Origin of the sequence: Sphingomonas sp. Leaf198, assembly GCF_001424005.1 — a bacterium.
In the GTDB taxonomy this organism is placed as follows: Bacteria; Pseudomonadota; Alphaproteobacteria; order Sphingomonadales; family Sphingomonadaceae; genus Sphingomonas.
The window spans coordinates 868417-881460 of sequence record NZ_LMPX01000001.1 but is presented as its reverse complement, the minus strand read 5'-3'; the positions used below and the strand labels follow the sequence as shown (position 1 = coordinate 881460).

General features: G+C 66.0%; 14 protein-coding genes and 1 other annotated feature. Of the genes, 7 read left to right on the top strand and 7 right to left on the bottom strand.

Annotated features, from left to right (window positions below; all coding sequences use genetic code 11):
* Positions 1 to 7: 7 nt before the first annotated feature.
* The 6 genes from rapZ to ASG20_RS04025 all read left to right on the top strand — a co-directional run bounded on the left by rapZ (position 8) and on the right by ASG20_RS04025 (position 4480).
* Positions 8 to 925: an RNase adapter RapZ gene (gene rapZ, locus ASG20_RS04050; protein WP_056048815.1), complete on the top strand. Its 918-nt coding sequence runs from the start codon at positions 8 to 10 to the stop codon at positions 923 to 925.
* 16 nt (positions 926 to 941) lie between these two features.
* Positions 942 to 1349, top strand: coding sequence for a PTS sugar transporter subunit IIA (locus tag ASG20_RS04045; RefSeq protein WP_056048813.1), 408 nt, complete (start codon positions 942 to 944; stop codon positions 1347 to 1349).
* Complete coding sequence (locus ASG20_RS04040) at positions 1346 to 1621, top strand: HPr family phosphocarrier protein (RefSeq protein ID WP_056048810.1); 276 nt, start codon at positions 1346 to 1348, stop codon at positions 1619 to 1621. Before ASG20_RS04045 ends, ASG20_RS04040 begins: the two co-directional genes overlap by 4 nt.
* Positions 1622 to 1727: 106 nt before the next feature.
* Positions 1728 to 2543: a TrmH family RNA methyltransferase gene (locus tag ASG20_RS04035; RefSeq protein WP_056048806.1), complete on the top strand. Its 816-nt coding sequence runs from the start codon at positions 1728 to 1730 to the stop codon at positions 2541 to 2543.
* 144 nt (positions 2544 to 2687) lie between these two features.
* The gene (locus tag ASG20_RS04030) at positions 2688 to 4133 is read left to right on the top strand and encodes a L,D-transpeptidase family protein (RefSeq protein ID WP_056048803.1); all 1446 of its coding nucleotides are present in this window, start codon (positions 2688 to 2690) and stop codon (positions 4131 to 4133) included.
* Positions 4134 to 4144: 11 nt separating this feature from the next.
* On the top strand, positions 4145 to 4480 hold the full coding sequence (locus tag ASG20_RS04025) for a hypothetical protein (RefSeq protein ID WP_056048800.1): 336 nt from the start codon (positions 4145 to 4147) through the stop codon (positions 4478 to 4480).
* A gap of 80 nt (positions 4481 to 4560) precedes the next feature.
* Here the strand turns inward: ASG20_RS04025 and ASG20_RS04020 are convergent, their stop codons facing one another.
* From ASG20_RS04020 to ASG20_RS04000, 5 genes are all read right to left on the bottom strand, one after another.
* Positions 4561 to 5298 carry a 3'(2'),5'-bisphosphate nucleotidase CysQ gene (locus tag ASG20_RS04020; protein ID WP_056048796.1) on the bottom strand — a complete coding sequence of 246 codons (738 nt, stop codon included), beginning with the start codon at positions 5296 to 5298 and terminating at the stop codon, positions 4561 to 4563.
* Positions 5295 to 7208, bottom strand: a complete 1914-nt coding sequence (gene cysN, locus ASG20_RS04015) for a sulfate adenylyltransferase subunit CysN (RefSeq protein ID WP_056048794.1) — start codon at positions 7206 to 7208, stop codon at positions 5295 to 5297. The genes ASG20_RS04020 and cysN overlap by 4 nt, the downstream gene beginning before the upstream one ends.
* Positions 7208 to 8134, bottom strand: coding sequence for a sulfate adenylyltransferase subunit CysD (gene cysD, locus ASG20_RS04010; RefSeq protein WP_056048792.1), 927 nt, complete (start codon positions 8132 to 8134; stop codon positions 7208 to 7210). Before cysD ends, cysN begins: the two co-directional genes overlap by 1 nt.
* A gap of 70 nt (positions 8135 to 8204) precedes the next feature.
* Complete coding sequence (locus ASG20_RS04005; protein ID WP_056048789.1) at positions 8205 to 9689, bottom strand: SulP family inorganic anion transporter; 1485 nt, start codon at positions 9687 to 9689, stop codon at positions 8205 to 8207.
* Positions 9690 to 9760: 71 nt separating this feature from the next.
* Positions 9761 to 9816 (bottom strand) — a sequence feature (sul1 is cis-regulatory element that is thought to sense ions involved in sulfur or methionine metabolism; They are found in Alphaproteobacteria).
* 162 nt (positions 9817 to 9978) lie between these two features.
* Positions 9979 to 10422, bottom strand: a complete 444-nt coding sequence (locus ASG20_RS04000) for a DUF488 domain-containing protein (RefSeq protein ID WP_156364007.1) — start codon at positions 10420 to 10422, stop codon at positions 9979 to 9981.
* A 73-nt stretch (positions 10423 to 10495) separates the two neighbouring features.
* Between ASG20_RS04000 and trmFO the strand changes: the two genes are divergently transcribed.
* Positions 10496 to 11863, top strand: a complete 1368-nt coding sequence (gene trmFO / locus ASG20_RS03995; RefSeq protein ID WP_056048783.1) for a methylenetetrahydrofolate--tRNA-(uracil(54)-C(5))-methyltransferase (FADH(2)-oxidizing) TrmFO — start codon at positions 10496 to 10498, stop codon at positions 11861 to 11863.
* Here the strand turns inward: trmFO and ASG20_RS03990 are convergent.
* Complete coding sequence (locus ASG20_RS03990; protein ID WP_056050405.1) at positions 11799 to 12269, bottom strand: EF-hand domain-containing protein; 471 nt, start codon at positions 12267 to 12269, stop codon at positions 11799 to 11801. The two genes, trmFO and ASG20_RS03990, sit on opposite strands and share 65 nt — an antisense overlap.
* Positions 12270 to 12334: 65 nt before the next feature.
* A complete protein-coding gene (locus tag ASG20_RS03985; protein WP_056048780.1) occupies positions 12335 to 12982 on the bottom strand; it encodes a squalene/phytoene synthase family protein in 648 nt (215 codons plus the stop codon).
* Positions 12983 to 13044 lie beyond the last annotated feature (62 nt).

The window sequence follows — 13044 nt, the reverse complement described above, 5'->3', positions numbered from 1 at the left end:
TTTCGCTATGAGCCGCGCGAGCAAGGATATCCTGCTGGTCACCGGCATGTCGGGCGCGGGCAAGACCACCGTCCTCAAGACGCTGGAAGACATCGGCTGGGAGGTCGTCGACAACCTTCCGCTCTTGCTGCTCGACCGGTTGCTCGACGCGCCGTTGCCCAAGGGGTCGACCGACGACTCGCAGCCGCTGGCGATCGGCATCGGCGCGCGGACGCGCGATTTCGACCCCGAGCGGATCATCGGCCGAATCCGCGATCTTCGAGAGCGCCACGGGATGGAGGTCGGGATGCTGTTTCTCGATTGCGCCGGATCAGAACTCGAGCGGCGGTATTCGGAGACCCGGCGGCGTCATCCGCTCGGACTCGACCGTCTTGCAAGGGACGGTATAGGCCAGGAGCGAGAACTGCTCGCACCGCTGCGCGACTGGGCGAACCGGTTGATCGACACCACGGACATGTCCGCGAACGAACTCGCGCAGCAGATCCGGTCGAGCTTTGCCGGCGATCATCTCGGCGAACCGACGCTGGCGGTCCAGTCGTTCGGGTTCGCCCGCGGGCTGCCGAGCAACGCCGACCTAGTGTTCGACATGCGTTTTCTGCGCAATCCGCACTGGGACTCCGCGTTGCGGCCTGGCACCGGGCTCGACGCCGACGTTTCCGCCTATATCGTCGCCGACCCCGCCTATGAGGACGCGGTCAGCCGGATCGAGGACCTGCTGATCCTGCTGCTCCCCCGCTACCGGGCGGAGGGGAAGTCGTACGTTACTGTCGCGATCGGGTGTACCGGAGGGAGACACCGCTCGGTCCACGTCGCCGAGCGCGTGGCGCGGCGGTTGCGCGAAGAAGGTTTTTCGCCCACTGTGCGTCACCGCGACCTGGGGGCCGCACCGCAGGATGCGCTTGAGGGATCGTCGGTCGTCACATGAGTATGAATAGCCCGCTATGATCGGCCTTGTTCTCGTTACGCACGGTCGTCTGGCCGAAGAATTCGTTCGCGCGATGATCCATGTGGTCGGTCCGCAGGAGCGCGTCGCGACGATCGCGATCGGCCCCGACGACGACATGGAAAGCCGCCGCGCCGACATCGCCGCAGCGATCCATGAGGTCGATACCGGGCGCGGCGTGATCGTGCTGACCGATCTGTTCGGCGGCACGCCCTCCAATCTCGCCATCTCGCTGATGGAGCGCGGCCGGATCGAAGTGATCGCCGGCATGAACCTGCCGATGCTGATCCGGCTCGGCTCGGCGCGCAAATCGATGACCGTCGTCGCGGCGGTCGCAGCAGCGCGCGAAGCCGGACGCAAATACATCTCGGTAGCCTCCGAGGTTCTCGGCGAGGCCGCCGCATGAGCGAGGTCTCGCGCACCGTCAAGATCACCAACCGCCGCGGGCTCCACGCACGGGCCAGCGCCAAGTTCGTCACGCTTGCCTCATCGCATCCGGTCGAGGTGCGCGTGACCAAGGACGGCTCGGATCATGTCACCGGCACCTCGATCATGGGGTTGATGATGCTCGGCGCGGCGATGGGCGACGCGATCACGATCAGCGCGAGCGGCGACGGCGCGGAACATACCGTGGCGGTGCTCGCCGAACTGGTCGAAGCGAAGTTCGGCGAGGATTGACGTCTTTCTCCCCTTCCGCTTGCGGGAGGGGTCGGGGGAGGGCATGAGCGACGGCGTGTTTACAAACCCCTCCCCCAACCCCTCCCGCAAGCGGAAGGGGAGTTAGATGCCCCGCGAGATAACCGCCTTTTCGAACCCGCTGATCAAGTACGTCCGCGATCTGCGCGACAAACGGCATCGGCGCGCGGCCAAGCAGTTTCTCGCCGAGGGACTGCGCATCCTTACCGAGGCTCGCGAGACGGGACGCCTGCCCCGCACGCTGTTCTACGCGGCGGCCAGCGCGAACCATCCGCTCGTCCACGCGCTGTCGATGGACGTCGAGGATGCCGGCGGCGATTCGATCCAGACCACGCCCGACATTCTCTCGAAGCTGTCCGGCAAGGATAACCCGCAGGCGGTCGTCGGCGTGTTCGACGAGTTCGACGCGACGCTCGAAGACCTCGATCGCACCACGTCCGGCATCTGGCTGGTCGCCGAGCGGCTGCGCGATCCCGGCAATCTCGGCACGATCCTGCGCACTGGCGATGCGGTCGGCGCGGGCGGACTGATCCTGATCGGCGAGTCGGTCGATCCCTTTTCGGTCGAGGCGGTGCGCGCCAGCATGGGAGCGCTGTTCACGATCCCCGTCGTGAAGACCGAGTGGGAGCCGTTCCACACCTGGCTGCGCACCGGCCCCGGCCAGCTTGTCGGCCTCAGCCTCGATACCGACACCGATTACCGGGCAGCGACCTATACCGGCCCGACCTTCCTGCTCACGGGCAACGAGGCGCAGGGCATGCCGCCCGAGATGGCGGAGGCATGCGACGTGCTCGTGAAGATTCCGATGCTCGGCAAGGCGGACAGCCTCAACGCTGCGGTCGCGACCGCGGTGATGGCCTATGAAGTGCTGGCCCGGCAGGAAAAATCCGCAGCTTCCGCCTGAACCGACGAAATAGGCCCGATTGGCGATGCTTAGCGAGTCCGGTTCAGCTATGGGTGGGGTGCGTCGTGCGAAAGCATCGACGAGATACGGGTAGACAGGATGAGTATGGCGCGCGGTTTGGATGATGGACGAGTGAAAAGCAGCATGGTCCGGTTGGCGCTGACGGCGGCACCGCTGCTGCTGGCGACGCCCGTGTTCGCGCAGGTGACGCCGCCGCCGATCGTCCCCACGGTGCCGTCGGTCGTCCCGACGCTCGCGCCGCCGGTGATCACCGTGCCGACGCTGAGCGACAAGCAGGCGACGCAACTCGACAAGCTGCTCAACGGCGATATCGTCGCGCAGGGACTGAAGTCCGCCGCCACCGCGACAACGATCGCACCGAGCAAGGACGAGCTGGTCCGCGCGGCGCTCGACCACGCGCGTGCGGTTCATGCCGGTCGCCTCAGCGAAGCCGATTTCCAGAAGGATTGGGGCCTGCGTCCGCCCGCCTATGATCCGACGCCGGCGTTCGCCGACGCGGTGCGGCAGGACCGGATCGCCGCGTGGTTCGCGTCGCTGCCGCCGCCCTATGCCGGCTATGACGGCCTGCGAAAGGGCCTCCAGAATTATCGCTCGATCGCTTCGGCGGGGGGCTGGCAGACGCTGGCCTCCGGTCCCGACTTCACGATCGGCTCAAGCGGACCGCGCGTGCTCGCGCTGCGCAAGCGACTGGCGGTGGAAGACAAGGACGTCGATGCCAACGGCGACAAGTTCGATGCGTCGCTGCTCGAGGCGGTCCGTCGCGCGCAACGTCGCTATGGCCTGAACCCGAGCGGGATCGTTTCGACCCAGACGCTCGCCGCGCTGAACGTGTCGGCGGGCGATCGCGTGCATCAGATCATGGCGAACATGGAGCGCTGGCGCTGGCTGCCACAGAACCTGCCGCGCGATCGGATCCAGGTGAACATCGCCGCTGCCGTGCTGACCGTGTTCGACGGCGACGTCCCCGTGCAGTCGATGCGCGCGGTGACCGGGCGCCCCGGCGACGAGACGCCGATGCTATCGTCGACGATCCACAGTATCGTCATCAATCCGCCCTGGAACGTGCCGACCTCGATCGCGACCAAGGAATTGTGGCCGAAGGAACGCGCCAACCCCGGGTACTTCAAGCGCAACGGCTTCAAGGTGATCGGCGGGACGCGGTTGCAGCAGCAGGCCGGCGACCAGAGCGCGCTCGGCCGGTTCAAGTTCGACTTTCCGAACGACTATTCGGTCTATCTCCACGATACGCCGAGCCGCGCCAAGTTCGCGAGCTTCAGTCGGCTTTCGAGCCATGGTTGCGTACGCCTTGAAAAGCCTGCCGAACTTGCAGACCTGTTACTGAAGGGCGACCCGACCTGGACGCCCGAGATAGTCGATGCCACGGTCGCGAAGGGCGATACCGTCCGCGCGCCGCTGATCAAGCCGGTCTCTGTCTATTTGCTCTACTGGACCGCATTCGCCAGCGGCAACGGCCAGATGAACTTCCGCGCCGATCCCTATGACTGGGACGGCATCCTCGCTTCCAAGATCGAGGCGCGCACCGCACGCCAGACGATCGCCGCTCGCTGAGAGACACTGTCATGACGATCTCCTCCCGCACCCGTACCGCCATCGCCGGTGGCTTGCTCGCCGCGATGGCACTGGCCGGCTGCTCGCGCTCCGAGCCAGAGCAGCCGCCGACGGATACCAACATGGTCGAGGATACCGGCGTGACCGAGACCGAAGCGGCCCCCGCCCCGGTCGAGGCCGCGCCGGTCGAGGCCGCCCCGCCGGCGCCGGCGGTGGTCGAACCGCCACGCGAGAAGCCGATCACACCCGACGAGCAGATGCAGGACGATGCCGATGCCACCGGGATGACCGCCCGCGTCAACCGCGACGATGCACCCGCGGCGAACGAAGCCGAACCGCAGCAGTAATTCGTTCTCCTGCGGACGCAGGAGCCCAAGATAACGGGCGTTGACGCCCGTGATCCTGGCTCCTGCGTGAGCAGGAAAGGTCAGGTTGCCATCGCCGCCATCACCCGATCGCGTAGCGCGACGGGGCAGATCAGCAGGTCGGGCATGTATACATCCCGACAATTATACACGAGTGGCGAGCCGTCTATCCGGCTGCAATGCAGGCCGAACGCCGCCGCAACGGCGACCGGTGCGGCGGAATCCCACTCATACTGCCCGCCCGAGTGGAGGTAGATGTCCGCCTCGCCGCGGACTACCGCCATCGCCTTTGCACCCGCCGAGCCCATAGGGATCAACGTGGCGCCCAGGACCTCGGCGACCTTCACCGCCTCGGGTGCAGGCCGAGTCCGGCTGACAACCATCCGCAGCGGATCGCCCGGTGGCGGCACCGGCGCAGGCTGGTCGGAGCGTAGCACCAGGCCCAATCCCGGCAACGCGACCGCGCCGACCGTCGCGACCCCGTCGATCGCAAGCGCGACGTGCACCGCCCAATCGTCGCGCGCTTCGCCGTATTCGCGCGTGCCGTCGACCGGATCGACGATCCACACGCGCGACATCGTTGTCCGCGTCCCGTCGCATCGGCGCTCCTCGGATAGCAGGCCGTCGTCCGGCCGCGCATCCTGCAGCGCATGGACAAGGAACGCGTTGGCCGTCTCGTCGCCAGCCTTGCCGAGTGCGCCCGGCGAGAACACGCCCGACCGCCGTACTTCCAGCAGCAACCGGCCCGCCGTTTCCGCCAGATGCGCGGCGAGTTCGCCGTCGGTCATCGCCCCGCTCATGGGATCAGCATCGCGACGATCGCATCGGCCGCCTCGTCAGGAGTCATGCCGGTCGTGTCAATCCGAATCTCCGGGTTGGCCGGCGCTTCATAGGGCGAGTCGATCCCGGTGAAGTTGGCGAGCTTGCCAGCCCGCGCCTTCGCATACAGCCCCTTCACGTCGCGCCGCTCGGCCTCCGCGAGCGGCGTGTCGATATGCACCTCGATGAACTCGCCCGGCGCGATCATCTGCCGCACCATCTCGCGCTCGGCGCGGAACGGCGAGATGAACGCGGTGATCACGATCAGCCCGGCATCGGTCATCAGCTTGGCCACCTCGCCGACGCGGCGGATATTCTCGACCCGATCCGCATCGGTGAAGCCCAGATCGCGGTTCAGTCCGTGGCGGACATTGTCGCCGTCGAGCAGGAAGGTGTGGCGGTTCATTCGCGCAAGCTTCATCTCGACGAGGTTGGCGATCGTCGACTTGCCCGCACCCGAAAGCCCGGTGAACCATAGCACCGCCGCCTTCTGGTTCTTCAGGCTAGCGTGCGCCTCGCGGCCGATATCGGTCGCCTGCCAGTGCACGTTCTGCGCGCGGCGGAGCGAGAAGTGCAGCATCCCCGCCGCGACGGTCGCGTTGGTGATCTTGTCGACCAGGATGAACCCGCCGAGCTGGCGATTGTCGGCATAGGGCTCGAACACCAGCGGCCGGTCGGTCGACAGGTTCGCGACACCGATCGCATTGAGCTCCAACGTCTTGGCAGCAAGCCGTTCCATAGTGTTGATATTTATCGCGTATTTTGGCTGCTGGATGGTCGCCGTCACGGTCTGTGTCGCGAGCTTGAGCCAATAGGATCGCCCCGGCAGCATCGCCTCGTCCGCCATCCACACGACCGTCGCCTCGAATTGATCGGATGCCTCGGGCGGCGAGTCCGCGGCAACGATCACGTCGCCGCGTGAACAGTCGATCTCGTCCGCCAGCGTCAGCGTCACCGACTGACCGGCGACCGCACTCGGCAGATCGCCGCCGAACGCGACGACGCGCGCGATCGTCGAGGTGCGCCCGCCCGGCAGAATGCGCACCGCGTCACCCGGCGCGATCGATCCGCTCGCGACCAGCCCGGAAAACCCGCGAAAATCAAGGTTCGGCCGGTTGACCCACTGGACCGGCATCCGGAACGCGCCCCCCTGATCTTCGCTGACGTCGAGCGTCACCGTGTCGAGATGGTCGATCAGCGTCGGCCCGTCATACCAGCGCGTGTTCGCGCTCGCGCCTGTAATGTTGTCGCCCTTGAACCCCGAGATCGGCATCGCCGTGAAGCCGGCGATCCCGATCGACTCCGCGAACGTCGCATAGTCCGCGACGATCCGGTCGTAGGTGGCCTGGTCGTAGCCGACGAGGTCCATCTTGTTCACCGCGAGCACGAGGTGCCGGATGCCGATCAGGTGCGCGAGATAGCTGTGCCGCTTGGTCTGCGTCAGGATGCCCTTGCGCGCATCGACCAGGATCACGGCCAGATCGGCGGTCGACGCGCCGGTGATCATGTTGCGCGTGTACTGCTCGTGCCCCGGCGTATCGGCGACGATGAACTTGCGCTTCTCGGTCGAGAAATAGCGATAGGCGACGTCGATCGTGATGCCCTGCTCGCGCTCGGCGGCGAGGCCGTCGACCAGCAACGCAAAGTCGATCTCCTGCCCTTGCGTGCCGACCTTCTTCGAATCGCTCTCCAACGCGGCGAGTTGATCCTCGAAGATCATCTTAGAATCGTACAGCAACCGCCCGATAAGCGTGGACTTTCCGTCATCCACCGAGCCGCAGGTGATGAACCGAAGCAGGCTCTTGTGCTGATGCTGGAGCAGATAGGCGTCGATGTCCTCGGCGATGATGTCCTGCACCTGATAGGCCGAGTCCTGCGTGCGCGTTGCCATCAGAAATAGCCCTCCTGCTTCTTCTTCTCCATGCTCGCCGAGCCGGCGTCGCGATCGATCGCGCGGCCCTGGCGTTCGCTGGTGGTGGTCAGCAGCATCTCCTGGATCACCGCGGACAGGCTGGCCGCCTCGCTCTCGACCGCACCCGTCAGCGGGTAGCAACCCAGCGTGCGGAAGCGGATCGAGCGCTCTACCGGCACCTCGCCGGGTTCCAGGCGGAAGCGATCGTCGTCGACCATCAGCAGCATCCCGTCGCGCTCGACGGTCGGGCGCGGCGCTGCAAAATAGAGCGGGACGATCGGAATGTCCTCGAGCTGGATATATTGCCAGACGTCGAGCTCGGTCCAGTTCGAGATCGGGAAGACGCGGATGCTCTCGCCCTTCGCTTTCCGCGCGTTGTAGAGGTTCCACAGTTCGGGGCGCTGCTGCTTGGGATCCCAGCGATGATGCGCCGCGCGGAACGAGAAGACGCGCTCCTTGGCGCGGCTTTTCTCCTCGTCGCGCCGGGCGCCGCCGAACGCCGCATCGAAACCGTGGAGATCGAGCGCCTGTTTGAGCCCCTCGGTCTTCCACATATCGGTGTGGAGCGCGCCGTGGTCGAACGGGTTGATCCCGCGCGTCTCGGCCTCGGAGTTCTTGTAGACGAGCAGTTCCATCCCGCTCTCCGCTGCCATCCGGTCGCGCAGGTCGTACATCGCCTTGAATTTCCACGTCGTATCGACATGCAGCAGCGGGAACGGCGGTGGCGACGGGTAAAAGGCTTTCCGCGCGAGATGCAACATCACCGCGGAATCCTTGCCGACGCTATAGAGCATCACTGGGCGCTCGCACTCGGCGACCACCTCGCGCAGTATATGGATGCTCTCCGCCTCGAGCCGCTGGAGATGCGTGAGCGACACGGGGCCGGTATCTGGAAGTTTCGTCATCCCCCTCGACGTAGGGTGTCGGGGCGGCGCGTACAGCATCGTATTTCTCGCCCGCCCCAAAGATCGAGCACTAGCCCCCGATCGGGTCGAGCATCAGCGGGGCATGCCGATCGACCAGCGTGGCGCTAGCTGTGTTCAGGCCGATGACCTCGACCTCGCGGCCGTGGCGGCGAAGCTTATCGACGACGGTTTCGAGCGCGCCGACGGCGGTGACGTCCCAGAGGTGGGCATTGGTCAGGTCGATGCGAACGGCGCGCGCGCTTTCTCGCAGATCGAAGCGATCGGCGAAGATGTCGGCGCTGGCGAAGAAGATCTGCCCGCTTACCCGATAGATGCGCGTGTCGGTTGCCACATCGTGATCGATGGCGACGTCCATCAGCCGGGTGACCTTCCACGCGAAGAACACGCCGCTGAGCAGCACGCCGACGCCGACGCCGAGCGACAGGTCGTGAGTCGCGACGGTGACGACGACGGTCGCGACCATCACCACGCTCGACATCTTTGGGTGCCGCGCGAGGTCGCGGAGCGAGCCCCAGGAGAAGGTGCTGATCGACACCATGATCATGATCGCGACCAGCGCCGCGACCGGCACCTGCGCGACCCATGGCCGCAGCGGGACCATGACGATCAGCAGGAACATGCCCGCGACCATCGTCGAGAGCCGCCCGGTACCCCCATAGCGGACATTGCCGACGGTCTGGCCGATCATCCCGCATCCGGCGATGCCACCAAACGCGCCTGCGGCGATGTTGGCGAGGCCGAGCCCGGTGCATTCGCGCGCCTTCGAGCTGGTCGTCTCGGTGAGCTCGTCGACCACGCTGGCGGTCATCATCGATTCGAGCAGGCCGACCGCGGCCATCGCGAACGCATAGGGGGCGACGATCCGCAGCGTGTCCCATGTGAGCGGCACTTGGGGAAGGCCGAACGACGGCAGCGAATCCGGCAGGCGGCCGAGATCGCCGACCGTCTTCAACGGCATCGGGAACCACATCGCGATTCCCGTCAGGACGACGATGCAGATCAGCGGCGACGGGATCGCGCTGGAGATCCGCGGCACGAGATAGATGATCGCGAGGCCACCGGCGATCATTGCATAGGCCTGCCAGCTGACACCGACCATCTGCGGCACCTGCGCGGAGAAGATCAGGATCGCAAGCGCGTTGACGAAGCCGGCATGGACCGACTTCGAGACGAACCGCATCAGGATGTCGAGCTTGGCAAGCCCGAACGCGATCTGGAGCATGCCGGCGAGGATCGTCGCGACAAGCAGATATTGCAGGCCGTGGGCGTGGACCAGCGCGGCGGCGACCAGCGCGACGGAGCCTGCTGCGCCGGAGATCATCGCGGGGCGTCCGCCGGCAAACGCGATGACGATGCCGATCACGAACGAGGCGAACAGGCCGACTTCGGGATCGATCCCGGCGACGAACGAGAAGGCGATGACCTCGGGGATCAGCGCGAAGGTGCCGACCATGCCGGCGAGAACGTCACGGCGCGCAGCCGTCGGGCCGCTGAACCATTCGGCTCGGTAACGAGATAGTGATAAGGATGTCATGGATGTATCCGCATAGGACGCACGAACCGCGGCGCTGTCTTGGCAGGCGGTTCACTTCAGAGGCGTCGTTGCGTTGTCCGGCGGATCGGCGGCCGGAATAGCCACCCGGAATTGCACCGGGTCCAGGGCGAATGGCGATTCGTTAGCTGAGAGGGTGCTGCATTGCAACATTCGGCCTGCCCGTCATTCTGACGAAAGTCAGGATCAAGAGTAACTTCGGGCTGTCGTACATGGCTCTGGATCCTGGCTTTCGTCAGGATGGCGGAGCGTTTCAGATTAGCCCGAACTCCTACGTGAACAAATCCACGACCTCGGCCCCCTCGCCTACCGCCTGCAACAGCAAGGTCCGATGGCAGTGGCACGGGTCCCGCTCGTAACACAGGAGTGCGCTCGGCTTCTCCGCTGCCAGACCGAGCATGATCGCGGCCGCCGCCTGCGCCTCGGGCAATTCGAGTTGCTCGTCATACACCGCGGTCAGCGTGGCGACGTCGCCCTTCTTCGCCGCGTCGCGTCCGCGCTTCGGTGTTCCGAGCGCCTTCAGATGCACGTAATCGATCCCGACCTCGCGCAACGACGCAGCCAGCGAGGTCTTCGAGAACCCCGGCCGTCGCGACAGCGGCAGCGCGCGGACGTCGATCACGCGCTGCACCCCCGCCGCCTTCAACGCGCTGAGGAAATCAGCCATCGTCGTGGCTTCATAGCCGATCGTGAAGATCGTTGTCGGGCTGGTCATCCAGGCGAAGTGGGATTGCATCGCTGGAACGACAACCGCTGACACGACCAGCGTCTCGCGCTATCTGACCGGGATGACCCACGATATTCACGTCATCGGCGGCGGCCTCGCCGGTTCCGAGGCCGCTTGGCAACTCGCGGAAGCCGGCCTCAAGGTGCGGCTCTCCGAAATGCGCGGCAGCGGCGAAGAGACGCCTGCGCACCAAACCGACGGCCTCGCCGAACTCGTCTGTTCGAACAGTTTCCGGTCGGACGATGCCGAGGCCAACGCGGTCGGCCTGCTCCATCAGGAACTGCGTACGCTTGGCTCGCTGATCATGCGGCAGGCGGACATCCACCGCGTCCCCGCCGGCTCCGCGCTCGCCGTCGACCGCGACAATTTCTCGGCCAGCGTCACGGAGGCGATCGACCAGCATCCGAACATCACGCTGGTCCGCGAACGGATCGATGCATTGCCCGATGGCCCGACGATCATCGCCACCGGTCCGCTCACCGCCGCGTCGCTTGCTGCCGGGATCGGTGCCGAGACCGGTCGCGAGGCGCTCGCCTTTTTCGACGCACTCGCGCCGATCATCCACCGCGACTCGATCGACATGGACACCGCGTGGTTCGCGTCGCGCTGGGATAAGGGAGAGGGCAAGGATTACATCAACTGCCCGATGGACAAGGACCAGTATCTGGCCTTCCACCAGGGCCTGATCGATGGCGAGAAGACCCCGTTCAAGGAATGGGAGAAGGACACCCCCTATTTCGACGGCTGCATGCCGATCGAGGTGATGGCGGAGCGCGGCGTCGATACGCTGCGCTATGGGCCGATGAAGCCGGTCGGGCTCGACAACCCGAAGACCGGGCGCTGGCCGCACGCCGTCGTCCAGCTCCGCCAGGACAATGCGCAGGGCACGCTGTGGAACATAGTCGGCTTCCAGACCAAGATGAAGCACGCCGATCAGGTCCGCCTGTTCCGCACCATTCCCGGTCTGGAGAACGCCGAGTTCGCGCGGTTGGGCGGCCTGCATCGCAATACGTTCATCCGTTCGCCTGAACTGCTCGACGAGACGCTGCGACTGAAGTCGCGCCCGAACATCCGCTTCGCCGGCCAGATCACCGGGTGCGAGGGCTATATCGAGAGCTGCGGGATCGGCATGCTCGCGGGGCTGTTCGCGGCGGCCGAGCTGACCGGCAAGACATTGACGCCCCCGCCGTATGCGACAGCGCTTGGCGCGCTGCTGGGCCATATTACCGGCGGTGCGGAGGTCGAGACGTATCAGCCGATGAACGTGAACTTCGGGCTGTTCCCGCCGATCCCCGGTCGGACGAAGAAGACCGATCGCAAGCGGATGTACACCGATCGCGGCCGCGCGGCGCTGGCAGAATGGCTCAACTCTCCTCGCCAACAGCCTGAGCCGGTGGACAATTCACCCGAGCTGGCCCCTTTCGCTTGACCGCGGTCGTGGCAAATTCGGGCGCGGTCATCGTGCCCGATTTGTCACGGTCCGCGTCGGCGAACTTGGTCGTCGCCTTTACCGCCCACTCGTCAAACGACAGGTTGCCGTCACCGTCCACATCCAACCGCGCGTAAGCCTTGCGCCGCTGGACCAGATATTCCTCGCGCGTGATCTTCGCATCGCGATCCTTGTCGTAGCGATCGAACCGCTTCTGCTCGCGAGTCTTCTCCGTGGCTTCGGGGGCGGCATCGGGTAGCGGATCGCTGGCGACCGCTGCGCCGCCGACCTGCGATATCGGTTGCGGGGGCAGCAGCGGCCCAGGTCGTGCGTCGCCGTTGAAAAACATGAACCCCGCAACGATCAACGCGATCACCGCCGTCCCACCTGCCAGATACCGCCACATCGCCGCCGCCCCCACTGCCCAGGCCGTACGCTAGGCCTCGCCGGCGGCGATCCCCAGACGATTGGTCAGTATCCGGTCAGTCTATGCCACGCCAACCGCCCGACCCGCTTCGGGCTGCCCGGCGGCGCTGGCGAAGCCGAAACGTCGAACCGCGCCGACAGCGCCAGGGCGCCAAGCGCGCGCGCTTTGACGGGCCAGTGGCCACGCAACGCCGCGTCGAGCGCCTCGACCGCCCGTGCGCGCGCCAATGTGCGGCTGGGCGCGTCGCTCAACCGCTGAGACAGATCGGCGAGCGCCCAGCCCTCGCCCGCCAGCCCGATCCGCGCGTCGCTCACCGACAGCATCGAGCCCGCCAACTCGAACAACCGCCGCCCCCGATCGCGCGCGAACCGGTCCACGGCTGCCGCATCGAGCACGGGCTCCAACAAAGCCTCCCAGCCATCGATCATCCCCGCCAGCTTCGCCCCCGACACGCCCACCGGCAACACGCACGCCTGGAGTGCGGTCAACACCGGTTCGGCTGGCGCAGGGGCGGTATCGAGCCGTCCCAGCGCCTCGTACCACCACGTCAGCCGCATCTGCCCGACCAAAGGCTCGCGTGTCGTCCGCAGGATTCCGGCGAGCGTGTCGTCTAGAGCGAACAGCGCTTCCAGGGCTGGGCGTTCGGGTGAGTCGGCATAGCCCATCGCCAGCCGAAATTCAGGTTTCGTCATCGGGTTTCCTACGCTTTACGCCGTGGTCGATGCCGGATGAGCCAACCGCAGCGTAAACATTC